We start from the raw sequence: 24,613 nt of genomic DNA, 5'->3' as shown, positions 1-24,613 counted from the left end.
GCCGTCGTCACACCTTGAAGCGCGACACGCCGCTGCGCAGGTCGTTGGCGACCAGCGTCAGCTCTTCGATGGCCAGCGTGGACTGGCGCAGGGATTCCACGGTCTGCTGCGCCGCGTCGCTCAATTGCTGCAGGGCCTGATTGATCTGCTCGGCGCCCGTGGCCTGCGCCTGCATGCCTTCGTTGACCATCTGCACGCGCGGCGCCAGCGTCTGCACCTGCTGGATGATTTGGGACAACTGGTCGCCCACCTGCTGCATGTCGGCCATGCCCCGGCGCACTTCCTCGGAAAACTTGTCCATGCCCATGACGCCGGCGGACACCGAGGACTGGATCTCGCGGACCATCTGCTCGATGTCGTAGGTCGCCACGGCGGTCTGGTCGGCCAGGCGGCGGATCTCGGTGGCCACGACGACGAAGCCGCGGCCGTACTCGCCCGCCTTCTCGGCTTCGATGGCCGCGTTAAGCGACAGCAGATTGGTCTGGTCGGCCACTTTCGTGATCGTGGTCACGACCTGAGTGATGTTGCCCGCCTTCTCATTGAGGATGGCCAGCTTGGCGTTGACCGATCCGGCGGCTCCCACCACGTTGCGCATGGTGTCTTCCATGCGCGCCAATCCCACCTGGCCGCTGCCGGCCAGCGCCGCGGTCTGCTCGGCGGCGCTGGAGACTTCCGTCATCGTGCGGACGAGTTCGCGCGAGGTGGCGGAGATTTCCCGCGACGTGACGCCGATCTCGGTGGTGGTGGCGGCCACTTCCGAAGCGGTGGCCTGCTGCTGCTTGGACGTGGCCGCGATCTCGGTGACCGACGTCGCCACCTGTACCGCCGAACGCTGCGTCTTGCCCACCAGGCCCGTGAGCTCGTCGACCATGCCGTTGAAGCCGGTCTCGATCGCGTTGAACTCGTCCTTGCGCGCCAGCCTCAGGCGGCGGGTAAGGTCCCCGCCGCCGGTGGATTCCAGCGTCTTGACGATGTCGCGCATGGGGTTGGCGATCGCGCGCAGCAGCATGAAGCCGCAGATGACCGCCGCCGCGATGGCCAGCGCGAGCGACACCAGCATGCCGAGCTCCGCGCTTTCCACGGATTTGCGGATCGAGACGGCGGCCTCGTCGGCCTGCTTCTTGTTCTCGACCACCATCCGCGCCAGGATGTCGCGGCCCTTGTAGAACGCGGGCCGCAATTCCGCATTGATGCGCGCCTCCGCCCGCGCGGGATCCGCCAGCGTGGCGGGAGCCAGGATCTCGGCGCGGATGCGCTTGTACTCCTGGAGTTCCCGTTCGAACTCCTCGAACATCTGGCGGTCGTCCTCGCGGCCGACGGTGCGGCGATACTGCGCAATGTGTTCCTCGAGCAGCTGGTCGTTCCTGGGCAGCGCCTCCAGCGCGTCGCGGCGCTTCTGTTCCGAGTCCGCGCCGAAGGCATCCTGCAGCGCCACGAAGCCGGCGAACCAGGACGCGCGGATCGAGGTGCTGTAGTAGATGCCGGGCACGGCGTCGCTGTTGATCAGCTCGGCTTGCGATTCGATGACCAGCAGGCGCCGGTAATCGACAACCACCATCAAGGCCATGATGGCCAGAATGGCCAGAAAGCTGGCCAGGATGCGCTGGCGGAGTGTCAGATTCTTCATGCCGGGAAACCTTTATGCAGTGTCGACTCGCCGATCCGGCCGACATATCCTGGAACAAGATAGGGCGCGCCGGCCGTCCGTGTATTACGGAATGTGGAGTTCGTCGGCAATTATTGCAAAGGCGGGCCCCGCCAGCCACGAAAAACGCCAAAACGGCCCCTTGCCGGGGCCGTTTCGTCGGGAAAAAGCAAAGCCCTATTACAAGGGCTTGTGTTTTGGGCGGCGATGCCTGCGGAATCAGGCAGTCTGCCGCCAGAGGGCCGCGGGCGGACGGTCGTGCACCCAGTCGCGCACCTGCCCGTAGGCGTGCGCCAGCCGCAGCACGTCCAGGTCGCCGCGGGGCCGGCCGATCAGTTGCATGCCCATGGGCAGCCCGGCGGCGTTGAACCCCACGGGCACGCTGATCACCGGGCAGCCGGCCAGCGTCCAGGGCGTGACCGTCTCCATCCAGCGGTGGTAGGTATCCATGGGCCGCCCTGCGATCTGCTTGGGCCAGTCGAGCTTGGCGTCGAACGGGAACACCTGCGCCGACGGCACCGCCAGGTAGTCCACTTCCTCGAACATGCGCAGCACCGTCTGGTACCAGGCGCTGCGCTCTTCGGTGGCCTGGTAGACCTGCCGCGCCGTCATGCCATCCAGCCCCTCGACCTCCCAGATCAGCGCAGGCTTGACCAGCTTGCGCGTCTCGGGATCCTGGACCAGGGCATGGAACTGTCCGCCCACCATCAGGTGGCGGTGCGCCAGCCAGATGCGCCAGAGCCGGTCGCCGGCGAACGGCACCCGGTAGTCCACCGCCTCGCAGCCCACCGCCGCCAGGTCCCCCAGCGCCCGCTCGCACAGGTCCAGGATGCCGGGCTCCATGGGCAGGTAGCCGTTCCAGTCGCCCAGCCAGCCCACGCGCTTGCCGCGCAGGTCGGCATCCAGCGGCTGGGCGAACAGGGACGGGTCGTCCGAGAGCGACAGCGGAACGCGCGGATCATGGCCGGCCATCACGGACAGCAGCAAGGCGACGTCGCGGGGCGTGCGCCCCATCGGGCCCTCGTAGGACAGCTGCTTCAGGAAAACCTCGGGCGCCGGGCCGAACGGCACGCGCCCGGCCGACGGCCGCATGCCGTAGACGTTGCAGAAGGCGGCCGGATTGCGCAGCGACCCGCCGAAATCGCTGCCGTCCGCCACGGGCAGCATGCGGGCCGCCAGCGCCGCGGCCGCGCCGCCGCTGCTGCCGCCGGCCGTCCGGGAGGGATCGTAGGGGTTGCCGGTGGTGCCGTAGACCTGGTTGTAGGTATGCGAACCCAGGCCGAACTCCGGCACATTGCTGCGGCCGATGAAGATGGCGCCGGACGCCCGCATGCGCTCGATCATGATCGAATCGTGCGGCGTCACCAGGTCCTTGTAGACGAGCGACCCCATGGAGGTGACCATGTCCTTGACCGCGGTCAGGTCCTTGGGGGCCTGCGGCATGCCGTGAAGCCAGCCGAGCCACTGGCCCGCGTCCAGCTGGGCGTCGCGCTCGGCGGCCTCGCGCATCAGCGCGTCGCCGTCGCGCCGGGCGACGAGGGCGTTGAGCTTGGGGTTGACCCGGTCGATGTGCGCCAGATAGGCGGCCATCACTTCGCGGCAAGACACTTTGCGCAGGCGGATCGCTTCCGACAGCGCGTGCGCCGGCATCGCCACGATATCGTCCAGGCCTGGGGCCGCGGCCTCGGTGGCAGGATTCATGCAGGTCTCCTTGTCGCGCCGCGGAATCCGGCGGCGCGGGTATTGTGTTGGGCGCGCCGGCGGAAATCCGGCCGCGCGCACAATACTACGCGACACGCCGCCCCGCCGCAGCGTGCCCGCGTCCTAGGGCGCCGGCCGGCGGGCCGCCGGCTCCGTGCCGATCAGGTCGATCAGGCCGTCGGACAGCGTGCCGCGCCAGCTCAGGTAATCGTGGCCGCCGTTCACTTCCTGGTGCGAGACCCGATACCCCTTGGCCGTCAGCACGTCGCGCAGCCGGCGGTTGCTCTCGACGATACCGGGCTGGCCGCCCCGGCCCATTTCGAAGCGCCCCGCCACCAGATAGAAGCGCACGGGCAGCTTGCCCGCCGCCGCGTACTGGCGGGACAGCCACTGGTCCTCTTCGCCGGGCTGCCCCCACCAGTACGAGCCCGACTGGCTCAGGACGTTGCCGAACACCTCCGGATGGCGGAAAGCGGCGTAGGCCGAGGCCAGGCCGCCGTAGCTGGAACCGCCGATGACCGTGCGCGCCGCCGGCGCCGCGATGCCTTGCGCGCGGGCCCACGGCATGAGCTCGCGCGCCAGGAAGTCGGCGAAATCCGGGTTGGGAGGCAGCTCGGCGGAACGCGAATCGGCGGTGGGGTTCGAAATCAGCAACGCCGCCGTGGGCGGGATGACGCCCTCGGCGATCATGTTGTCCAGGATCGTCGGCGTGGGCACCCGGCTGAGATAGGGGCCGGCGTCGAACAGCACCAGCACGTGGTTGCCGGGCGCGTCGGCGCGCCAGCCCGCCGGACGGTACAGATGGATGTCCCGTGTGTTGCCCAGGATCTTGCTGGCCAGGGCCTTGACCTCCACCGTGCCGGCCGCGACGCCGGGCCGCGGCGCGACCCACGGCTGCGGCGGCGCATCGGCCAGCTCCAGTATCGAGGAATGCTGGAATGCGTCCACGCCGCGCGCGGGATAGGCCTTGGGGTTGTAGGGATCGGCCTGGGCGGTAGCCAGGATCGCGCGGCGCCGGGCGGTGTCGGACGCGGGCAGCTCCGGCACGTCCGGCGCCAGCCGGTACGACAGGCGCGCCGAGCGCGGCAGGACGAAACTCCGGTACCAGACGTCCGACCCCGCCAGCCGCGCCAACTGGGCGTGGTCCGACGAGGGGCTGCCAAACAGCCGGACGTTGCGCTGCGCGCCGCGCCACAGGAAGGTCACCCGGTCATGCGTGGCGTCGACCGGCTCGATCAGCGGCGTGCCTGAAGCCGCTATCTCGCGCCAGAAATCTTCGGTGCCGCCGCCCTGCGCCAGCGCGCGCGCCAGCGCGGCCAGCCGCGCGCTCTCGATGACGGGCGCCGGCGCGCGCTGCGCGGACAGCGGCACGCGCTCGGCCACCGCCCAACGGTAGGCGCCTTGCCCCTGCGCCCGCAAGGTGTAGCGGCCGTCCTCCGGCGCCACCAGCATCAGGCCTCCGGCGGGCCGCTCGGCGTCGCTCAGGCGGCGCACGTGCCTGCCGGCGGCATCGAGCAGGTCCAGCGTCACGCCGCTGTCGGCGGCCCACTCGCCCGCGAGGAACTCGCCCTTCTGCAGGGTCAGCGCGGTATCGGCCGGCGTCTGCGGCGACACCCGGCCCTGCGCGCTTTGCGCCGCGGCCGGCCCCGACGCCGCGCCGGCCAGGACCAGCGCCAGCCATCCCGCGCGCCACCGATGCGTATTGCGTTGCTGCGTCACTTGCTCGTTCTCCTGCTCACATTAATGGGAATAAGTATCATTATCTACTGAAACCCGTTCCCGCGCAGGAGCGCAGTCCCCGCCGCCGCGTTTGCGCCAGATCAAACCGCGCCGCCCCCGGCCCGCCCTATCATGCGCGCATCGCCCCCACCTCTTGCCAGGAGACGCCCGTGCCCGCGGACGACATCGACATCTGCACCGAAGCCGAAATCCGGGAGCTCGTGCACGCCTTCTACGGCAAGGCGCGCGCCGACGCCGCGCTCGGGCCCGTTTTCGAGAGCCAGGTGCATGACTGGGACGAGCACCTGCAAACCCTTTCCGATTTCTGGTCCGCCGTATTGCTGGGCACCCGCCGCTTTTCCGGCATGCCCATGCCCAAGCACGCCGCCATGCCCAACCTGAGCGCCGAACTGTTCGAGCGCTGGCTGGCGCTGTGGCGCGAAACCACCGACGCCCTGCCCAACCGCGCCCTGGCGGACGCCGCCCAGGAAATGGCCCGGCGCATGGCGCGCAGCCTCTGGTACGGCTACCAGCTCAGCCGCGACCCGAACCGGCCCCTGACCGAACTGCGCCCCGCCTGATCATTCCACGCGCCACCAGCCCGGCAGAAGGCCGCGCACCTTGGCGCGCCGGTAGCGGTCGTCGATGAGGTGCACGGTGCCCACGTCCTGTTCGGTGCGTATCACCCGGCCCGCGGCCTGCACCACCTTCTGCATGCCGGGATACAGATAGGTGTAGTCGTAGCCGTTCTCTTCGCCATAGCGCCGGTCCATGGCGCGCTTGATGTTCTCGTTCACCGCGTTCACCTGCGGCAGGCCCAGCGTGGCGATGAAGGCGCCGATCAGCCGCTTGCCCGGCAGGTCCACGCCTTCCGAAAACGCGCCGCCCAGCACGGCAAACCCCACGCCCTGCCCCGTCTCGGAAAAACGCGCCAGGAAAGCGGCGCGGCCGGCCTCGTCCATGCCCGGCGTCTGCGTCCAGATCGGCACCTCGGGATGGCGCTCGCGCATCAGGTCGGACACGCGGCGCAGGTAATCGAAACTGCTGAGAAAACCCAGGTAGTTGCCCGGACGCTCGGCATACTGCCGCGCGATCAGGTCGGCGATGGGCGCGAGCGAGCGCTCGCGGTCGCGAAAACGCGTGGACACATTGCCCACCACCCGCACTGCCAGCTGCTCCGCCTGGAACGGCGCGGCCACGTCGATCCAGGCGGCGGACGCCGGCAGGCCCAGCGTGTCGCGGTAGAGCTGCTGCGGGCTGAAGGTGCCCGAGAACAGCACCGTGGCATGCGCGCCCGCGTAGCGCCCCGCCAGGTACGCCGCCGGAATCACGTTGCGCACGCACAGGGTCGACGGCGGCGTCTTGGCGCCTGCGCCCGCAGGATTCAGGGTCACGTCGAACAGCGCGTGCGGACCGAACTGTTCGGCCAGGCGCATGAAATGCAGCGCCTCGAAATAGAAGGCCAGCACGGGATCGTCCTGCGGCAAGGGCGACTCGCCCATGTGGTCGGTGATCGCCGCCACCGCCTTCTGCACCGCCGCCAGCACGCCCGCCGGGGCCTCGTCGTAGGCCTGGTAGGCGTCCGCCTGCTTTCTGTTCAAGGCGTTCCAGGAACGGTTCAGGCCGTCCAGCGCCTTCTTCAATGGCTTGGGCGCGGCATAGCGCGCGGCCGACAGCGCGGCCTGGTCCAGCTCGCCCGTGTACATGCGGCGCGCGCGATCCACCAGGTTGTGCGCCTCGTCCACCAGCACGGCGACCTTCCATTGATGGGCCTGCGTCAGCCCGTGCAGCATGGCGGTGGCGTCGTAGTAGTAGTTGTAGTCGCCCACCACCACGTCGCTCCAGCGCGCCATCTCCTGCGACAGGTAATAGGGGCACACCTGGTGCTCGTCGGCCGTGCGGCGCAGCGCGGCGGCGTCCAGGCGGACGTGCTCCAGCGCGGCCTCGCGGGCGCCCGGCAGACGGTCGTAGAAGCCCTGGGCCAGCGGGCAGGATTCGCCGTGGCAGTCCTTGTCCGGGTGCACGCAGACCTTCTCGCGCGCCTGCAGATCCAGCACCCGCAGCCGCGGAGCCGCCGGCTGCGCGTTCACGGTGTCGAGCGCCTCCAGCGCCAGGGCGCGGCCCGGCCCTTTGGCCGCCAGGAAGAAGATCTTGTCCAGGCCCGCTCCGGGGCTGGCTTTCAGCAAGGGAAAGATCGTGCCCAGCGTCTTGCCGATGCCAGTGGGCGCCTGCGCCATCAGGCAGCCGCCATCGCGCGCGGCGCGGTACGCGGCGACGGCCAGTTCACGCTGCCCGCTGCGGAACGCGCCGTACGGAAATGCCAGCGCCTCCAGCGCCGCGTCGCGCGCCCGCCGGTGCGCCAGTTCGTTCGCGGCCCAGGCCAGGAAGCGGCCGCACTGCTCCTGGAAGAAGGCCGCCAGCGACGCCGCGTCGTGCGTTTCCGCCAGCACGGTTTCTTCCTCTGTGGCCACGTTGTAGTACACCAGCGCCACGCGCAATTGCGCCAGCCCCCGCGCCTGGCACAGCAGATGCCCGTAGACCCGGGCCTGCGCCCAATGCGCGGCGCGATGGTTCTCGCGCACGCCGTCGAGCCGGCCGCGATAGGTCTTGATCTCTTCGAGTTGGTTCGCCACGGGGTCGTAGCCGTCCGCCCGGCCGCGCACCAGCAGGTTCCGGTGCTCGCCCGACAGCGGCACCTCGGTCTCGTAGTCCGGACCGCGCCGGCCCGTCACCGCCGCGTGGCCCGCCATGCCTTCCAGGCCGCTGGGCGCGGGCGTGAAGCGCGAATCCAGGTCGCCCGCGCGGGCCGTGAACTCGCACAGCGCCCGCACGGCCACGGTGTACTGCATCGCCGTCGCGGGAGGATTGCTCATGCCGGGTCCTCCCGCCAGCTTACGTGGCAGACGCTCACGGGCATGCCGTGCGCCACGCAATACTCCAGCCAGCGGATCTGGTTGTCCTGCAGCTTGTCTCCCGGTCCCTTCACTTCGATCAGTTCATAGCGCCGCTCGCCGGGCCAGAAACGGATCAGGTCCGGCAAACCCGAACGGTTCGCCTTGACGTCGCGCAGCAGCCGCGTGAAGAACAGCTTCAGGTGCGCCGCGGGCAGGCAGTCCAGCGCCTGGGCCAGCAGCGGCTCGGAGAGCGCGCCCCAGAACACGAACGGCGACTGCACGCCGCGTTTGTCCGCGTAGCGCGCCAGGATCGTGTCGCGGTAGCCGGGCGTATCGAGCTGCGCCAGGCATTCGGCGAAATGCGCCTCGCGCCGCAAATGGAAATCGGGTGAGTCCAGGTCCGCGGGCCCACGCTGGAAAGGGTGGAAAAACGCGCCGGGCACGGGCGCGAACACCGCGGGCCAGCACAGCAGGCCGAACAGCGAATTGATGAGCGCGTTTTCCACGTAATGCACGGGGGCGTCGTCCCGGTGCAGGTGGTCCCGCGCCACGTGCTCCACCGGCGCCGGCTGCCCGGGCCGCGGCAGGGACAGGTCGGTGCGCGCCACGGCGGGCAGCCGCCGGCGCGTCGGCGCCGCCTGGCCCGCGCCGCGCAACAGGCGCGGCATCATCCGCGCCAGCCGCTGGCTTTCCTCTTCGCTTTCGGGCTCGGCCTGCGCCTGCGCCGCCAGCGCCAGCGCGTCGCCGAAGCGCTCCATGCGTTCGTACACGCGGATGCGCCGGTGGCGCGCGCCGGGATAGGCGCACAGCGCGTACACCCGCTGCGCGGCCTCCCAGTCCTGGGCCCGCTCGCAGGCCTGGCCGATGCGCAGCAGCATCTTGCCGCGCCGCTTCTCCAGCCAGGCGTTATCGCTGGCGCAGGCGTCCACCGCCGGCAGCAGCACATCGACCCGCTCCCCTTCCTCCAGGGCCTGGCGGCAGGCGTGCAGCGCAAGATAGCGGTCGATGTCGCCGCGCGCCTGGAATGCGCGCGAGGCGGCATCGAACGGCACGGGTTCGTACTGGAACACGCCCAGGTCCGCCAGCACGAATTCCGACCAATCCTGGTGCAGATTGCCGAAGAACATCAGGCGGAAGCGTTCGCACCGGTCCGCCGCCATGACGCGCCAGACGGGTTCGCCGGCCCGCGGATGCCACGCCGCGTAAGGCTGAGCCTGCGGGTGCTCGGGGCGCAGCGCCTCCAGCAGTTCCGCCTTGCGGGCGCCAGGTTTGGCCTGCGCGCCGGGAAACAGCGCGGCGAGCTCGGCCTTGGTATGCAGGCCGAACAGTTCGTCCAGCGTCATGGGCGCGTCGGCGTCCAGCCAGCCCAGCGCCATGAGCGGCGCGGCGGCCTCGCGCGTGCCGGGGATTTCCTCGTAGGCCAGCCGGGTGGCGCGGAACCAGGGCCCGCGCCGCATCAGCATGCGCACCAGCAGCGCCCGCGACGCCTGGGGCAAGGCCTGGAAATCCGCCAGGAAACGCCGCTCGGCGTCGTCCAGCAGGTCGGCGTAGCGCTCGGCGATCCACGCCAGCGCGCGCTCGAAATTGTGCAGGTAGTAGTAGCGGTGCGGAGGAAACATCGGCGCGGCCGGATAGCTGGGTATTTATCCAGTAATCATAGCAGGCCCGCCGGCCGGAACGTGGCGGACGATCTCGAAGCCCTCGTCCTCGCCCGGCTCCACGAAATACGCGGTGATCGCGTCGAATTGGGCTTCGCTGGTCGTGAACGGATGCGCGCAGGCAGCGCGCGGCCCGGGGCCGCGCCGGAAAACCCGAAGGCCCTTCCGGCGCGGCCCCGGCCCTGCCGGCCTCAGCGGGCCGGCTGCGCAGCCGCTCCCACGTCCTTGCGCACCTTGGCCACGTCGGCGGCGGTGACGGCCGCCCCCTTGTTGCCCCAGCTGGACCGCACGAAGGTCACCACGTCGGCGACTTCCTTGTCGGTCATGCGCCAGTCGAAGCCCGGCATGGCATACGCGGTCGGCGCCGCCGCGGTTCCCGGCATCTGCGCGCCCTTGAGCACGATGTGGATCAGGGAGGCCGGATCCGCCGAGTTCACCGTGGAGCTGAGCGCGAGCTGCGGGAAAGTTTCCGAATAGCCCTTGCCCGTGCTGCGGTGGCAGGCCGCGCAGTTGTTGAGGAAGGCCATCGCGCCGTCGCTCTTGTCCTTGCCGGTGCGCAGCGCCTGCGCCACGGAGTCGTCGTAGGCCAGCGGCTTGGTCGCATCCTTGTTCACCGGAGGCAGGCTCTTCAAGTACACGGCGATGGCATTCACGTCGGCATCGGACAGGTGCTGCGTGCTGTCCCCCACCACTTGCGCCATGCCGCCGAAGGCCGCCGAATGCCCATTGCGGCCGGACTTCAGGAAGGCCGCGATGTCCTCCTTGCTCCAGCTGCCCAGGCCGTCGGCCATGTCGCCCCGCAGGTTCTTGGCGAGCCAGCCTTCGACCACGCCGCCCGACAGGAAGGCCGAGCCGTCCGCCTCGGTCAGCGCCTTTTCCTGCAAGGCGAAACCGCGCGGCGTATGGCAGGTGCTGCAATGGCCCAGGCCTTCCACCAGGTACTGGCCGCGCAGCAGCGCTTCGCGGTCGGCGCCCTTGAGGTCGCTCGCGGCGGGGCCGCTCACGGCGTCCGGCGCGAACATCCAGCGCCACACGCCCAGGGGCCAGCGCATGGACAGAGGCCAGGTGATGTCGGTGTCCTTGTTGGCCTGCTTCACCGGCTGCACGCCGTGCATGAAATAGGCGTACAGGGCCTTTACGTCATCGGGCGTGACCTTGGCGTAAGCCGTGTACGGCATGGCCGGATACAGCGAATGCCCGTCCTTGGCGACACCGTGGCGCACGGCCCGGTCGAAGTCCTCGTACGTGTATTCGCCGATACCGGTTTCCTTGTCCGGCGTGATGTTGGTGGAGTAGATCGTGCCCAGCGGCGACTCGATGCCCAGGCCGCCCGCGAACGGCTTGCCGTCCTTGGCGGTATGGCAGGCGATGCAGTCGCCGGCGCGCGACAGGTACTCGCCCTGTTTGATCAACTGCGCGTCGGCAGCGGCCGCGGCGGGCGTGCCGTCCGCCGCCCACGCCGAGCCCGCAACCAGGGCGGAGAGCGCCGCAACAATGGTCTGCTTAATCATTGTTCCGTCTCCTTACGCCTGGACCAGCGGGCCGGGGTTCTTCAGGTACTGGTCGCGTATCGCCTGCGCGGCCCAATAGGCCAGCGCCCCGACGAGGCCCGTCGGGTTGTAGCCCATGTTCTGCGGGAACACGCAGGCCCCCATCACGAACACGTTGGGCACGTCCCAGCTCTGCAGGTACTTGTTGACCACGCTTTCCTTCGGGTTGGACCCCATGATGGCGCCGCCCGTGTTGTGCGTGCTCTGGTAGACCCGCGTGTCGTAGCGCGCGCCCTTCTTGCGCACCGCCACGAAGTGCTTCTCGGGCTTCATGGCCTTGGCCACCTCTTCCATGCGCTTGCCCATGTAGCCCAGCATGTCGAACTCGTTGTCGTGCCAGTCGAAGGTCATGCGCAGCAGCGGCTGGCCGAAGCTGTCCTTGTAGGTCGGGTCCAGCGACAGATAGGCATCGCGGTAGGACATCACGGAACCGGAAATGCCGATGGTCATGTAGCGCTGGTAGGCGTCCTGCACGCCCGCCTTCCAGGCCGTGCCCCAGCTGGGCGTGCCCGGCGTGGTGGGCGTCTGCTTGATGGGTCGGCCGCCATAGCGCACGTGGCGGATGCTGGCCCCGCCCAGAAAGCCCAGCGGACCGTGGTCGAACTGGTCGCCGTTCAGGTCGTCCATGCCCACGCCGCCCGCGCCCGTGCCCACGAAGGGATTGAGCTGGGTGCCCTTGGGCAGCAGCACGTTCACGGCGCCGTTCATCTGATAGGCGTAGTTCTTGCCAACCACGCCCTCGTTGGTCTTGGGATCATAGGGCTTGCCGATGCCGGACAGCAGCAGCAGGCGCACGTTGTGCATCTGGTAGGCCGACAGGATCACCAGATCGGCGGGCTGGTCCACCTCGCGGCCCTGGGCATCGATGTAGGTCACGCCCACGGCCTTCTTGCCGGTCGAGTCCAGGTTGACCTTGATCACGTGCGATTGCGTGCGCAGCTCGAAATTGGGCTTCTTCAGCAGCACCGGCAGGATGGTCGTCTGCGGCGAGGCCTTCGAATACATATAGCAGCCGTAGTTTTCGCAGAAGCCGCAGAAATTGCAGGGGCCCAGGCGCACGCCGTAGGGATTGGTGTACGGGCCCGACGCGTTGGCCGCGGGCGCCGGATACGGATGGAAGCCGACTTCGCGCGCGGCCTTGTCGAACAGCTGCGCGCCATAGGTGGTGGTCAGGGGCGGCAGCGGAAATTCCTTGCTGCGCTTGCCTTCCAGCGGGTTGCCGCCTTCCACGATCTTGCCGTTCAGGTTGCCGGCCTTGCCCGACGTGCCGCACACGTACTCGAACTTGGTGAAGTATGGCTCCAGTTCGTCGTAGGTCACGCCGAAGTCCTGGATGGTCATGCCTTCGGGGATGAAGTCCTTGCCGTAGCGCGTCTCGTAGCGCGTGCGCAGTTCCAGTTCCTCGGGCAGCACGCGGTAATGCATGCCGTTCCAGTGGAAGCCCGCCCCGCCCACGCCGGTGCCCAGCAGGAACGAGCCGTTCTGGCGGTACGGCACGGCCACGTCGTCCACGCCGTGGCGGATGGTCACCGTTTCCTTGGACAGGTCCTGGAACAGCTTGCCGCGCACGGAATAGGCAAGCTCGTCGATCACCTTCGGGTACTCGGCGTCCTTGGGCGTGTCCTGCATGCCGCCGCGCTCCAGCGCGAGCACGTGCAGGCCGGCCTCGGTCAGCTCCTGGCCCAGGATTGCGCCGGTCCAGCCGAAACCGACCAGCACCGCATCAACTTTCTCTTTCTTGATCGCCATGGCTCAGCCCCTCTCCCCGGAAATCGAAACGGGACCGTAGGGATACTTCACGTTGGGCTGGTCGGCCCAATCCATGTAGTCGGCGCGCGCGCCCGGAAAGCCCACCATCTTCCAGCCCACCATGTTCTTGTTGCCGCCGTACATCGGATCGGCGAAGAACCCTTCCTTGGTGTTCGAAAGCAGGAAATTGAAGAACGTCTTGGATGGAACGGTCTGGAATTCGATCTTGCCGCCCTGCAGGTCCTTCAGGATCTGCTCCTGCGTGGGCTTGTCGAGATCGGCGTAGACCTTGCCGTGCGTCTTCATGCACCAGGCATCGCAGGCTTCGATGCCGTTGCGGTAGACCTCGCGGGGATTCTGGTTGATCTGGTAGCCCAGTTCCGGCACCACGTCGGGATGGAACGGCCCTTGCATGTACCACAGCTTGCCGTGGCCGAACGGCGTTTCCATCTGCCGGTCGATGAACTCCGGCACGCCGGCTTCGATGGCGCCGGGGCCGTACTCGTCGGCGGGAATCAGGTGGTCGACCGCCGCGACGATGAAGGCCCATTCGGTCTTCGTGAAATAGGTGGGTTCATAGGGCTTGGCCGCGCGCGCGCCATCGCTTTCCGATCCGCTGGTACAGCCGGTGGTCATTGCGCCCACCGCCAACGTCGACGCCGGCACGATGGCCAACGCCTGCAGGAACCGCCTGCGCGGCTTTGCGTCTTCTGTCATAGACATCTCCGTGATTACTCCAGTTGTCCTAGCGCGCTTGCGAACATGAACCTGGAAACACGAACCGCCGAGCTAGTGACAACACGCTCTTCGCTTGCAGAAAAACTACCGATCTCGTGAAAGGGGACACAAGAAAGGTGCCGACATTATGCGCTCTTTCGAGCATCTGATACGCTCAATCGACCAGATCAGTCCGATTTTCTTGACATGGAAATGTCTTTTGCTTTAAGGACTACGTAAGAAGCCTGAAAAAGCAGCCCTTTCTGACAAGGCGATGAACGGTTCCCACCATGAATGACAAGAACAAGACCTGGCGCAGCACCACGACGACGCGCAGCTGGAGCACCGCCAAGCGCCTGGGGTCCGGGCATGGCGAGGACGTCGAAACATCGCGGAACGGCGCGACGGTGAGCGAAAGCTGGAGCTATTCCGGCAACGAAGACGGCGAGCCGCTGAAGGTCGACATCAGGAACGGCGCCGTCACCCTCAACGGACGCAAATACGACAGCCTGGACGCCGTGCCGCGCGCGCAGCGCGAACGCATCGAAGCGCTGCGCGCCGGGCAGATCGGCGGCGATGTCTGGCAACGGTTGCGCCAGGCGGGAATCGATGTGAACGAACTGGCGCCCGCAATGCGCGAGCGCGCGGCCAGGCCGGCGTTCTCGATCGAAACCGAAGATTCCGATCCCGCGGCCGCCCCCGCCGCGACGCCCCGCGCCGCCGATGCCGCCGGGGATGCGTCGCTGGCGCCCGGCGCGGTGCCCGCCGGCGGCGGCCTGCGCCGCATGCTGCTCATCGGCGTCGCGATCGGCCTGGGCTGGTGGGTAGCCCGGGCGCTGACCCTGTTCTAGGCCTGCGCGGCCGGCGCGGCCTGCTTCACGTATTCGCGGGCGATTTCCCCCGCCACCTCGGCCAGCCCCCGCGCCCACTCCGCTTCCGCGTCGGGATGCATCAGCTCGATGGGAAACGTCCAGGCCAGGCTGCCCACCAGCGCGCCGTCCTCGAGCAGGATGGGCACCGCGACCCCGCCCAGCCCGGGCGCGATCTGTTCGTGGCTGGTGGCGAAGCCGGCCTTGCGCACGCCCGCGAGCGCGCGGCGGAATTCGCTCCAGTCCTGTCCCAGCCCGGCGGCCGCGATTTCGTGGGCGCTGCGCAGATAGACCTGGCGGATCCGGTGATGCGGCAGGAACGCCAGCAATGCCAGCGAACCCGACCCCTGGAACAGGGGAAACGGCTGGCCCCTGCCGCGCAGGATCACAATGCGCCGGCCCGCATGCTCCAGCATGTCGGGCCCTTCCTTGTAGATGCAAAGCACCTTGTCGTCGTAGAGATTCTGCAGCAGATAGGCGCTGTCTTCGCGCCGCCGGCCTTTCAACACCGCCCTGCCCGCGAGATAGAGCGGGTCGCTGAGGGCCAGCAGGCGCTCCAGCTCGATGATGCGCGGCCCCAGCCCGTACATGCCGCCCGCCATCGAGGCCAGCAGCCCCGCATCGCATAGTTCCTTCAAGTAGCGATACGCCATCGAGCGCGAGTAGCCCAGCCGGGCGCTGACCTCGTCGCTCGTCAGCCGTGGGCTTTCCAGGGTGAACAGGTCGAGAACATCGAAGGCGCGGGCAAGGCTGGAAGACATGGGCAGGAAGGATCGGGCTTCAGGGACGGACGCCTGGAGTGTAGCCGAATCCCATGGAATTTTATTTAAATCCCACTATTTAAAATTTTGACAAAAATTTATTATGCGGGATATCATGAAAACACGCTTTGCCGCCTTCCGCCGCTTCCCGGCTACCCTTAGCAGGCCCCGCGCATGCCCGACAAAACCCTCACCGGCCGCGTTCCCCGCGAAGCCATCCGCCTGATGGAAATCCCGCGCCTCGCGCCCGAGGTGCTGCGGCGCTACGCGGCGCTGGACGATCTGGCGGGCGCCGTCTCCGACGCCATGGACAAGCTGGGGCTGCGCGGCGCCATCCCCGCGAGCGAACTGGCGCCCACCCTGCCCGGCCGGCGCGTGATCGGCCAAGCCGTGACGGTGCGCAATATCGAACGCGAAGACACGCCCACCGCCGCCGCGCGGGGCGGCGTCGGAAAAATGGGCGAGCACGAGGCCTACAACCTGGCCGAGCCCGGCGACGTGGCGGTCATCCAGGGGCTGCCCGGCGTATCCAACCTCGGCGGCCAGTCCGCCACGCTCGCCAGCCGCAAGGGCTGCGCGGGCGCCATCGTCGACGGCGGCCATCGCGACCCGTCCGCATCGCGCGAACTGGACTTTCCCATCTGGTCGCGCGGCCCCACGCCCATCACCGGCAAATGGCGGCTGCGCACCGTCGAAATCAACGGCCCCGTGCGCATCGCCGGCATCGGCGTGCAGGCCGGCGATCTGGTCGTCGCCGACGAGGCCGGCGTGGTCTTCGTGCCCTACGCGCACGCCGCGGCGGTGCTCGAAGAGGCCGAGCGCATACACGCCGGCGACACACGGCAAAAGGCAGACATCGCGCGCGGCGTGGACCTCGCCACCCTGGCCGCCACCCGCTACAAGTAGCCCCCCTTTCCTTCCCTACCCGAGCCCAGCCTATGAATCCCGACATCCAATGCGTCGTGCAAAGCGCCGACATCCTGGGCGAAGTGCCTCTGTGGTGCGATCGCAGCCGCCGCCTGTGGTGGATCGACGTGCGCCGTCCCGCGCTGCAGTCCTACGACCCCGCCACCGGCCGGCACACGGCGCAGCGCCTGCCCGAAAAGCTGCTGGTCGGCGCCATTGCCCTGCGCGAGGCGGGCGGCTTCGTGCTGGCCACGAACCTCGGCATCCATTTCTATGACCCGGCCAGCGGCCAGGCGCCCGAATTGATCGTCAATCCGGAAGCCGACAAGCCGGAGAACCGCCTGAACGACGGCAAGTGCGACCGCCGCGGCCGCTTCTGGGTGGGCAGCATGCAGGACCAGAAGCGCGAACCCAAAGGCACCCTGTACCGCTTCGACGCCGACCGCCAATGCCGCGCCATGCTCGACGGCTTCGTGCTTCCGAACGCGCTGTCCTGGAGCCCCGACGACCGCAGCATGTACTTCGCCGATACCCACAACCAGGTGATCTGGGTATTCGACTTCGACCTGGACGACGGCGCCCTCTCGAACCGCCGGGTCTTCAAGGATTGGACCCACCAGCCGGGCCGTCCCGATGGCGCGGCGGTGGACACGGACGGCTGCGTCTGGAACTGCATGGTCGCCACCGGCCAACTGGTCCGCCTGACGCCCGACGGCCGGGTGGACCGCGTCATCCAGCTGCCCGTCACCAACCCCACCTGCCCCGCCTTCGGCGGCGGCGGGCTGGACACGCTGTACGTCACCAGCCACTCGCAGCGCCTGGCGCCCGAACAACTCGCCGCGGAACCTTACGCGGGCGGCCTGTTCGCGCTGGACGTCGGCGCGCAAGGACTGCCCGAGCCGCGCTACCGCGGCTGAACCCGAAAAGCCCGGCGGACAACGGCGCGGCAAAGACCGCGCGCCCGCCACCCGCCGCAGGCGCGGCAGAGGAGACAGACATGCCCAGACTCATCATCGCGGCCGCCATCGCCGCCGCGCTCGCAGCCGGATCCGCCCACGCGGCGGGCGTGCTCAAGATCGTCGTCCCGTTCGCTCCCGGCGGTCCCGTGGACCAGATCGCGCGGCTGGTCGCGCCCGACCTGGCCGCCGAACTGGGCGAAACCGTCGTCGTCGAGAACCGGGGCGGGGCCGGCGGCACCATCGGCGCCAACTACGTGGCCAAATCCCAGCCCGACGGCCAGACCCTGCTGGTCGCCACGCTGGGCTACGTCATGACCGCCGGCACCACGCCCGGGCTGCCCTACGACCCGCGCAAGGACCTGACGCCCGTCTACCTGTTCGGGCAGGTGCAGAGCCTGCTGGTCGTGCGCAACTCGCTTGGCGCCTCCACGCCCGCGGAACTGGTCGCGCTTGCCAAATCCGGCAAGCCGCTCAGCTATGCGTCCAGCGGCGTGGGCTCCACCATGCATATCGGCGGCGAACTCTTCAACCTGGCGACCGGCGCTCACGCCACGCACGTGCCGTACCGCGGCGCGGCGCCGGCGCTGGTGGATCTCATGGCCGGACGGGTCGACATGCTCAATGCCGATGTGCCCGTGTTGCAGCCCTATGTGAAGGACGGCCGGGTCAAGGCCGTGGTCATCTACGACACGGAACGCTCGCGCTACCTGCCGGACGTGGAAAGCGCGCGCGAGGCCGGCCTGCCCGAACTGCAGATGAGCAACTGGTATGGCGTGCTGGCGCCCGCGGGCACGCCCGCCGACACCCGCAAGCGGCTGGAGGCCGCGCTGGCCAAGGTGGTCGCCGCCCCCGCCCTGGCGCAGCGGCTGGCCGACGCCGGCCTGAGCGGCCCGCTCGGCGCGGCCGCCTTCCAGGCCAAGCTCAACGCCGACCTGGACCGCTGGGTGCCCTTCATCCACAAGGCCGGCATCCGCACCGAGTAAGGCAAGGAGAAGCCCGCGATGCATCCGTCCGACCGCCCCCGCCGCCTGCTGGCCATCGGCCCGCTGCCCCCGGGCCTGCACGCCAGCCTGCGCGAACGCCATGAGCTCGTCGCGCTGTGGGAACAGCCGGACCCCGGCGCCTTTCTGCGCGAGCACCGCGGCCGCTTCGACGGCGGCGTCACCATGTCACGCCACGGCTGCGCCGACGCCATGTTCGCCTGCTTTCCCGACGGCGTGCTTGCCTGCTTCGGCGTCGGCTACGAAAGCGTGGACCTGGACGCCGCCCGCCGCCATCGCGTGCAGGTCAGCACCACGCCCGATGTGCTGAACGATTGCGTGGCGGACCTGGCTTTCGCCCTGGTGCTGGCGGTGGCGCGCCGGATACCGGCAGCCGACCGCCATGTGCAGGCCGGGCGCTGGCCTTCTTCCTCCTACCCGCTGGCCACGCGCGTGAGCGGAAAGCGGCTGGGCATCGTGGGCCTGGGCCGCATCGGCCAGGCGATCGCCCGCCGCGCGGCGGGCTTCGACATGGCGCTGCGCTATCACGGCCGCGCCCCCAAACCCTGCAGCGGCCTGGAGTTCGAGCCCGATCTGGCCGCGCTGGCGCGCTGGGCCGACTTCCTGGTGCTGTCCTGCCCCGGCGGCGCCGCCACCCGGCACCTGGTGTCGGCGGGCGTGCTGGACGCGCTCGGCCCCGACGGCTACCTGGTCAACATCGCGCGCGGCAGCGTCGTGGATGAAACGGCGCTGGTAGAGGCCGTCGAGCAAGGCCGCATCGCCGGCGCCGCGCTGGACGTCTACGCCGACGAACCGAACGTGCCCGCCGGACTGCTGGGGCGGGACAACGTGGTGACACTGCCGCACATCGCCGCGTCCACGCGCGAAACGCGCCAGGCCATGGAACGCCTGGTGCTGGACAATCTGCACGCCTACTTCCAAACCGGCGCCGTGCTGACGCCGCCCGCCTGAGGCCGATCCGATGATCATCGAACACCGCATCTACACGCTGCCGCACGGCGGCATGGACGCCTATCTGGCGCGCTACCGCGAACTCGCGCTGCCGCTGCAGATGAAGCACCTGGGCCGCCTGCTGGGGTTCTTCGTCAGCGACATCGGCACCTTGAACCAGGTATTGCACATCTGGGCCTACGACAGCATGGCCGACCGCGAGGCGCGCCGCGCCGCGCTCGACGCCGATCCCGACTGGCAGGAATTCAAGCGCGGCAACCGCGGCACCTTCGTGGCCCAGCAAGTCTCCATCTGGCGAGCGGCGCCCTTCAGCCCGCGGCTAGTCTGAACCGACCCAGGATGCCTTCCATGCAAACGCCCAGCGCCCGGGAACTGGCCCGCAACCCGCTGCTGCGCCGGCTCGCCGACGGCGGGCTGGCGGCCTCGCTCATCGTGCGCCTGTGCGACGGCCCCGAGATCGGCCGCATCGCGGCCACCGCAGGCTTCGACGCGCTCTACGTCGATCTGGAGCATTCGCCCTTGCCCCTGCTCTCGGCCAGCCGCATCTGCAACGCCGCGCGCGATGCCGGCCTCACGCCGCTGGCGCGCGTGCCCGCCATCGACGCCGCGCTGATCGGGCGGGTCCTGGACGGCGGCGCGATGGGCATCATCGTCCCCCAGGTGGAAAGCGCGGAAGACGCTGCGCGCGCCGTGGCCTGCTGCCGCTATCCGCCGCGCGGCGCGCGTTCGGTGGCCGGCGGCCTGCCCGCCCTGCACTATCGCGACTACCCGCAGGGCGAAGCGCAGCAGGCCCTGGACGACGGGGTGCTGGTGGCGGCCATGATAGAAAGCGCCGCCGCCCTGGACGCGGTCGAGTCGATCGCTGCGGTGGAAGGACTGCACATGCTGTTCATCGGCGCGCACGACCTGGCCGCCGCGCTGGGCGTGCCCGGCCAATGGGAGCGCCCCTTGCTGCGCGACGCCCTGGCGCGCATTCGCCAAGCCTGCCAGGACGCGGGCAAGGCGCTGGGCCTGGGCGGCCTGGCAGGCCAGCCCGAGCTGCTGCGCGAACTGGCCGCCGGACCGGGCGGCTGCTTCGTCTCGATGGGCACGGACCTCGCCTGCCTGCTCGGCGCCGCCACCCGGCGCGCCGCGTTCGCGCATGCGCTGAGACAGGACGAGGCGTCATGCCCGCCCCGGGCCTGACGCATTAACGATGCTAATAGGACCCTCTGTTTATTTAATTGGTCCTGCCCTCTTCCGGACACTACAGTGTCATCGATCCATGGGAGGGACTCGTGTCGCAGCACCAAGCACCCACACGCCGGACGCTGGATATCCTGGCAACCTTGATCGCCTTTCCAACCGTCAGCCGGGATTCCAACCTGGGCCTGATCGAGTGGGTGCGAGACTACCTGCGCCGGCGCGGAATCGGCGCCCGCCTCAGCTACGACGCTAGCGGCGCCAAGGCGAATCTGTTCGCGACCATCGGCCCCGAGAGGCCCGGCGGGATCGTGCTGTCCGGCCACACCGACGTCGTGCCCGTGGACGGACAGGACTGGACCAGCGATCCCTTCAAGGCCCGCATCGCGGACGGCCGTCTCTATGGCCGCGGCGCCTGCGACATGAAGGGCTTTCTCGCGGCCGTGCTTGCTTCCATCGACAGTCTTGCCGCGGCGGAACCCCCGCAGCCGATCCACCTCGCCTTTACCTACGACGAAGAGGTGGGCTGCAAGGGCGTCAGGACCCTGCTTGCCGACCTGCAGGCCGCAAGCATCTCGCCCGCGGCCTGTATCGTGGGCGAACCCACCGACATGCAGGTCGTGACCGCGCACAAAGGCAGCCGCAACTACCGCTGCTGCGTCCGCGGCAAGGAGGCGCACGCCTCTCGCACCCAGGATGGCGTCAACGCGATCGAGTACGCCGCGCGTCTCATCGGCCACATCCAGGATCTCGCCGACCAGTACGCCGAGGCGCCTCGCGGGAACAGCGCGTTCGATACGCCCTACGACACCCTGCAGACCGCGCTCGTCAACGGCGGGCTGGCGCGCAACATCGTTCCGCGCGACTGCGAATTCATCTTCGGCTACCGCTACCTGCCCGACAGCGACCCCGACCGCATCGTCGGCAGCGTCCAGGACTATGCCCGCGACCACGTCCTGCCGCGCATGCGGCGCAGGTTCGCCGCGGCCGACATCCTGTTCGAAAAGCAATCCGACAACCCTGCCCTGCGCCCGGGCCCCAACGCCGCCATCGCCCGCTTCGTCATGGGGCTGTCCGGCGCGGGCTGCGCCGGCCCCCACGTCAGCTACATGACCGAAGGCGGGCTGTACCAGCAGGCCGGCGTTGCATCCATCATCTGCGGGCCCGGCAGCATCGAGCAGGCCCACCGGCCCGACGAATACGTGGAACTGGGCCAGCTTGCCCGCTGCGAATCCATGATTGCCGCGCTTGGCGAACGCGCCGCTGAGTTCCAGACCGATACGGAAACGACAGGAGAAGCCCGATGATCCCTCACGCGCCCCGCGCCCCGCGCCGCAGGGCGGCCGCCATGGCCGCCGCGCTGCTGCTCCCCTTGTGCGCGCCGGGCGCGCACGCGGAAGCGCCCCCGCCGCTCAAGGACTATCCGCGGCAAGCCATTACGCTGGTCTCGCCCTTTCCGCCCGGCGGCGGCAACGACGGCGTCGCGCGGCTGCTGGCCAATGAGCTGGGGCGCATCACCGGCCAGTCCGTGGTGGTCGAGAACCGCTCCGGCGCCGGCGGCAACATGGGCACCGCCGCCGTGGCGCGCGCCAAGCCCGACGGCTATACCCTGGTGCTCTCGCAGAACAGCGTCATGGCGGTGAACCCCGCCATCTACAAGAACACGGGCTTCGACGCGCTGAAGGATTTCGCTCCGATATCCCAGATCACCTCGGCGCCACTGGCGCTGGTCGTCAGGAAGGAAAGCCCCTACCGCACGTTGGCCGACTACCTGAACGACGCCAAGGCACGGCCGGGCGCCGTCACCTACGCCACGCCGGGCAATGGCACCCTGTCCCATCTCACGGGCGTGCTGCTTGCGCGGCAAAAGCACCTGTCGCTGGTGCACGTGCCTTACCGCGGCGCCGGTCCCGCGGTCAACGACCTGCTGGGCGGCACCGTGGACATGCTCATCACCTCGCCGCCTTCCGTCGAATCCCTGGTCACCGGCGGCAAGCTGCGCGTGCTGGGCGTCACGCACGACAGCCGCATCGGCGCATTCGAAACCGCGCCCACCCTGGCCGGGCAAGGCATCGAGGGCGTATCCATCGAAGGCTGGTACGGCGTCTTCGCCCCTGCGGGCACACCCGCCGAACGCATCGGCTATCTGGCGTCCGCGATCAGCCAGGCCGCGCGCACCCCCGCCGTGCTCGAAAAAATCCGCCAGGACGGCGCCGAAGTGGTGGCCAGCCAGCCCGACGCCTTCTCGCGCAAGCTGCGCGACGAAACGACCTACTGGGCGGGCGTCGTCAAGAGCGCAAAGCTCGCGGTCGACTGACCGCCCCTCGCCTCACCGCCGCACCTGCGCGTCCTGCTCGATGGTCTCGAGCAGGACGCGCCTGAGCGCGCTGGTGAGGTGGCTGCGCGCCTCGCTCTCGAACAGGCCCACGGCCCGATGCGCCGTGGGGTCGTCGAAATAGATCACGCGCAGGCGCGGGTCGTCCTCCCAGCGAGCGGCCCGCGTGAGCGGCACGATGGTGACGCCGACATCCTGCTGCACCAGCTCCACCATCGTCCGCAGCGAATTGATTTCCAGGAACTCGCCGAACCGCAGGCGATTCCTGCGCACGAAGGCGTCGATCAGCGCCCCCGTATGCGTATTGCGCGACGGGCGCAGGAACAGGCGGCGCTTCATCAGGCTGCCGATGTCCGCCCGGCCGGCCGACTGGCGGTTCGCGATGAACACGAACGGCTCGGTGTAGAGCGGCGTCCATTGCGTGCCGGCCGGCAATTTGTGGGCGTTCTTCACCGCGAGCGCCGCGTCCAGCTCCCCCGCGCGGACCCTCAGGGACAAGTCCCCGGAGAAATTGATCGCGGGCTGCACTTTCAGTTTCGGGTGGGCTTGCCTCAATGTCAGCACGGCGCGCGCCAGGAACGCCATGGACGTCGCCACCGCGCCTACGCTGATGGATCCCACCACTTCGTGGTCGCCATCGGGGCCATCGCGCAGATCGTCGTACAGCGCCAGCAGCTGCTCCGCCCGCGGCAGCAGCCGGTGCCCGCTCTCGCTCAATGACACGATCTTGCCGCTGCGGTCGAACAGGGTCAGGCCCAGATCGTCCTCCAGCGCGCGCATTTGCAGGCTGACCGCCGCCGGCGTGAGCGACACGCGCTCCGATGCCGCGGCGAAAGATCCGCTGCGCGCGACGGCAACAAAGGTGCGGAAGAAACGGATCGAACTCATCGGCTGATCACCTTATTGGAAAGCAAACCTTTATATACCCCAAAGTAATTTTAGTTTTACTTCTTTATGACAGGACGTCAAAGTTACGCCGTTCCGCAACGCGCCGGCGAACGCGGTCCCCGTCAACAGAATCGTCCCCGCCGCGGCAGGCGCCGGGACGCGAGCCATGAGTCCCATATGCTTCGCTTCGCACTAACGCGCATAGGAATGGCCATACCCACACTGCTGATCGTGTCGGTCGCCGTTTTCGTGCTTATCCGCCTGATCCCGGGAGACCCGGCCCAGTTGCTGCTGGGCGACCTTGCCGACCCCGCCAGCCTGGAAGACCTGCGCCAGCGCATGGGGCTGGACCAGCCCTGGCCCACCCAGTTCATGCTGTGGTTCGGCAACTTGCTGCATGGCGATCTTGGTGATTCGATCACCACCGGCCAGGCCGTTCTGGCGCTGGTCTGGGACCGCTTCCTGGTCAGCGCCCCCATCGTGCTGGCCGCCGTGGCCGCTGCCGCGCTGGTCGCCGTGCCGGCGGGAATCATCGCCGCCTGGCGCCAGAACCGGCCCGCCGACATCGCGCTGGTCGGCGTGGCCACGCTGCTCGTGTCCATTCCCACCTTCTGGCTGGGCCTGCTGCTGCTGTTGCTGCTGGGGCTGAAGCTGGAATGGCTGCCGGTCGTCGGCTACGTGTCGGTCTCCGAGAATGCGGTCGCGGGGCTGCTGTACCTGGCCATGCCCGTCCTGACGCTGTTCCTGCACGAGATCGGGGTGCTCATGCGCATGGCGCGGGCCAGCGCGCTGGAAGTGCTGCGCCTGGACTACGTCACCCATGCCCGCGCCAAGGGCCTGAGCGAAAGCGCCGTGCTGGCGCGCCACGTCTTCAAGAATTCCTTCGGCCCCACCTGGACGCTGATCGGCCTGGTGCTGGGCAACCTGCTGGGCGGCATCGCCGTGGTCGAAACCGTGTTCACCATCCCCGGCCTGGGCCGTCTGCTGGTCGATTCGATCTTCGCACGCGACTACCCGGTCATCCAGGGCTGCCTGCTGTTCGTCGCCGTCATCTACGTGCTGGTCAACCTGTTCGTCGACCTGCTCTATCCCGCTTTCGATCCCCGCGTTGGCGCGGAGTAACCCGAC

General features: G+C 68.9%; 21 protein-coding genes. 11 read left to right on the top strand and 10 right to left on the bottom strand.

The features are described 5' to 3' along the window. Window positions 1–7 precede the first annotated feature (7 nt). The 3 genes from ACN6PJ_RS00475 to fes all read right to left on the bottom strand — a co-directional run bounded on the left by ACN6PJ_RS00475 (window position 8) and on the right by fes (window position 5,065). Window positions 8–1,627 carry a methyl-accepting chemotaxis protein gene (locus ACN6PJ_RS00475; RefSeq protein ID WP_427993926.1) on the bottom strand — a complete coding sequence of 540 codons (1,620 nt, stop codon included), beginning with the start codon at window positions 1,625–1,627 and terminating at the stop codon, window positions 8–10. Window positions 1,628–1,864: 237 nt separating this feature from the next. Further along, entirely contained in the window at window positions 1,865–3,346 is a 1,482-nt protein-coding gene (locus ACN6PJ_RS00470) for an amidase (protein WP_427993925.1), read from the bottom strand. 123 nt (window positions 3,347–3,469) lie between these two features. Next, window positions 3,470–5,065: an enterochelin esterase gene (gene fes / locus ACN6PJ_RS00465; RefSeq protein ID WP_427993924.1), complete on the bottom strand. Its 1,596-nt coding sequence runs from the start codon at window positions 5,063–5,065 to the stop codon at window positions 3,470–3,472. Between the two features lie 170 nt (window positions 5,066–5,235). On the opposite strand from fes, the gene ACN6PJ_RS00460 reads away from it, so the two are divergent. Further along, a complete protein-coding gene (locus ACN6PJ_RS00460) occupies window positions 5,236–5,646 on the top strand; it encodes a group III truncated hemoglobin (protein WP_427993923.1) in 411 nt (136 codons plus the stop codon). Here the strand turns inward: ACN6PJ_RS00460 and ACN6PJ_RS00455 are convergent, their stop codons facing one another. The 5 genes from ACN6PJ_RS00455 to ACN6PJ_RS00435 form a co-directional block, all read right to left on the bottom strand. Next, window positions 5,647–7,914 (bottom strand): ATP-dependent DNA helicase, encoded by a 2,268-nt coding sequence (locus tag ACN6PJ_RS00455; RefSeq protein WP_427994453.1) that lies wholly within the window; start codon window positions 7,912–7,914, stop codon window positions 5,647–5,649. Between the two features lie 20 nt (window positions 7,915–7,934). Continuing rightward, entirely contained in the window at window positions 7,935–9,578 is a 1,644-nt protein-coding gene (locus ACN6PJ_RS00450; RefSeq protein WP_427993922.1) for a VRR-NUC domain-containing protein, read from the bottom strand. 230 nt (window positions 9,579–9,808) lie between these two features. Next, on the bottom strand, window positions 9,809–11,128 hold the full coding sequence (locus tag ACN6PJ_RS00445) for a c-type cytochrome (RefSeq protein ID WP_427993921.1): 1,320 nt from the start codon (window positions 11,126–11,128) through the stop codon (window positions 9,809–9,811). 12 nt (window positions 11,129–11,140) lie between these two features. Then, window positions 11,141–12,916 (bottom strand): GMC family oxidoreductase, encoded by a 1,776-nt coding sequence (locus tag ACN6PJ_RS00440; RefSeq protein ID WP_427993920.1) that lies wholly within the window; start codon window positions 12,914–12,916, stop codon window positions 11,141–11,143. Window positions 12,917–12,919: 3 nt separating this feature from the next. Continuing rightward, the gene (locus ACN6PJ_RS00435; protein ID WP_427993919.1) at window positions 12,920–13,633 is read right to left on the bottom strand and encodes a gluconate 2-dehydrogenase subunit 3 family protein; all 714 of its coding nucleotides are present in this window, start codon (window positions 13,631–13,633) and stop codon (window positions 12,920–12,922) included. A gap of 290 nt (window positions 13,634–13,923) precedes the next feature. On the opposite strand from ACN6PJ_RS00435, the gene ACN6PJ_RS00430 reads away from it, so the two are divergent. Next, window positions 13,924–14,484, top strand: a complete 561-nt coding sequence (locus ACN6PJ_RS00430; RefSeq protein ID WP_427993918.1) for a hypothetical protein — start codon at window positions 13,924–13,926, stop codon at window positions 14,482–14,484. Here ACN6PJ_RS00430 and ACN6PJ_RS00425 read toward each other — a convergent pair. Further along, the gene (locus ACN6PJ_RS00425) at window positions 14,481–15,263 is read right to left on the bottom strand and encodes an IclR family transcriptional regulator (protein ID WP_427993917.1); all 783 of its coding nucleotides are present in this window, start codon (window positions 15,261–15,263) and stop codon (window positions 14,481–14,483) included. The two genes, ACN6PJ_RS00430 and ACN6PJ_RS00425, sit on opposite strands and share 4 nt — an antisense overlap. A gap of 174 nt (window positions 15,264–15,437) precedes the next feature. On the opposite strand from ACN6PJ_RS00425, the gene ACN6PJ_RS00420 reads away from it, so the two are divergent. The 8 genes from ACN6PJ_RS00420 (at window position 15,438) to ACN6PJ_RS00385 (ending at window position 22,579) form a co-directional block, all read left to right on the top strand. Further along, the gene (locus tag ACN6PJ_RS00420; protein WP_427993916.1) at window positions 15,438–16,169 is read left to right on the top strand and encodes an RraA family protein; all 732 of its coding nucleotides are present in this window, start codon (window positions 15,438–15,440) and stop codon (window positions 16,167–16,169) included. 32 nt (window positions 16,170–16,201) lie between these two features. Next, window positions 16,202–17,086, top strand: a complete 885-nt coding sequence (locus ACN6PJ_RS00415) for an SMP-30/gluconolactonase/LRE family protein (RefSeq protein ID WP_427993915.1) — start codon at window positions 16,202–16,204, stop codon at window positions 17,084–17,086. Window positions 17,087–17,166: 80 nt separating this feature from the next. Continuing rightward, on the top strand, window positions 17,167–18,111 hold the full coding sequence (locus ACN6PJ_RS00410) for a Bug family tripartite tricarboxylate transporter substrate binding protein (RefSeq protein ID WP_427993914.1): 945 nt from the start codon (window positions 17,167–17,169) through the stop codon (window positions 18,109–18,111). An 18-nt stretch (window positions 18,112–18,129) separates the two neighbouring features. Beyond that, a complete protein-coding gene (locus ACN6PJ_RS00405; protein WP_427993913.1) occupies window positions 18,130–19,080 on the top strand; it encodes a 2-hydroxyacid dehydrogenase in 951 nt (316 codons plus the stop codon). Window positions 19,081–19,090: 10 nt separating this feature from the next. Further along, complete coding sequence (locus tag ACN6PJ_RS00400) at window positions 19,091–19,408, top strand: NIPSNAP family protein (protein WP_427993912.1); 318 nt, start codon at window positions 19,091–19,093, stop codon at window positions 19,406–19,408. Window positions 19,409–19,428: 20 nt separating this feature from the next. Then, window positions 19,429–20,265, top strand: coding sequence for an HpcH/HpaI aldolase family protein (locus tag ACN6PJ_RS00395; RefSeq protein ID WP_427993911.1), 837 nt, complete (start codon window positions 19,429–19,431; stop codon window positions 20,263–20,265). 92 nt (window positions 20,266–20,357) lie between these two features. After that, window positions 20,358–21,569, top strand: coding sequence for an acetylornithine deacetylase (argE, locus tag ACN6PJ_RS00390; RefSeq protein WP_427993910.1), 1,212 nt, complete (start codon window positions 20,358–20,360; stop codon window positions 21,567–21,569). Further along, window positions 21,566–22,579: a Bug family tripartite tricarboxylate transporter substrate binding protein gene (locus ACN6PJ_RS00385; RefSeq protein ID WP_427993909.1), complete on the top strand. Its 1,014-nt coding sequence runs from the start codon at window positions 21,566–21,568 to the stop codon at window positions 22,577–22,579. Before argE ends, ACN6PJ_RS00385 begins: the two co-directional genes overlap by 4 nt. 12 nt (window positions 22,580–22,591) lie before the next feature. Here the strand turns inward: ACN6PJ_RS00385 and ACN6PJ_RS00380 are convergent, their stop codons facing one another. Further along, entirely contained in the window at window positions 22,592–23,485 is an 894-nt protein-coding gene (locus tag ACN6PJ_RS00380) for a LysR family transcriptional regulator (RefSeq protein ID WP_427993908.1), read from the bottom strand. A 177-nt stretch (window positions 23,486–23,662) separates the two neighbouring features. On the opposite strand from ACN6PJ_RS00380, the gene ACN6PJ_RS00375 reads away from it, so the two are divergent. Continuing rightward, window positions 23,663–24,607 (top strand): ABC transporter permease, encoded by a 945-nt coding sequence (locus tag ACN6PJ_RS00375; protein WP_427993907.1) that lies wholly within the window; start codon window positions 23,663–23,665, stop codon window positions 24,605–24,607. The last annotated feature ends 6 nt before the right edge of the window (window positions 24,608–24,613 follow it).

The sequence above is a fragment of the Achromobacter sp. genome (assembly GCF_050285585.1).
Taxonomy (GTDB): domain Bacteria; phylum Pseudomonadota; class Gammaproteobacteria; order Burkholderiales; family Burkholderiaceae_B; genus Achromobacter.
The sequence above is the reverse complement of the archived record's forward strand: the minus strand, read 5'-3'. Positions and strand labels throughout refer to the sequence as shown.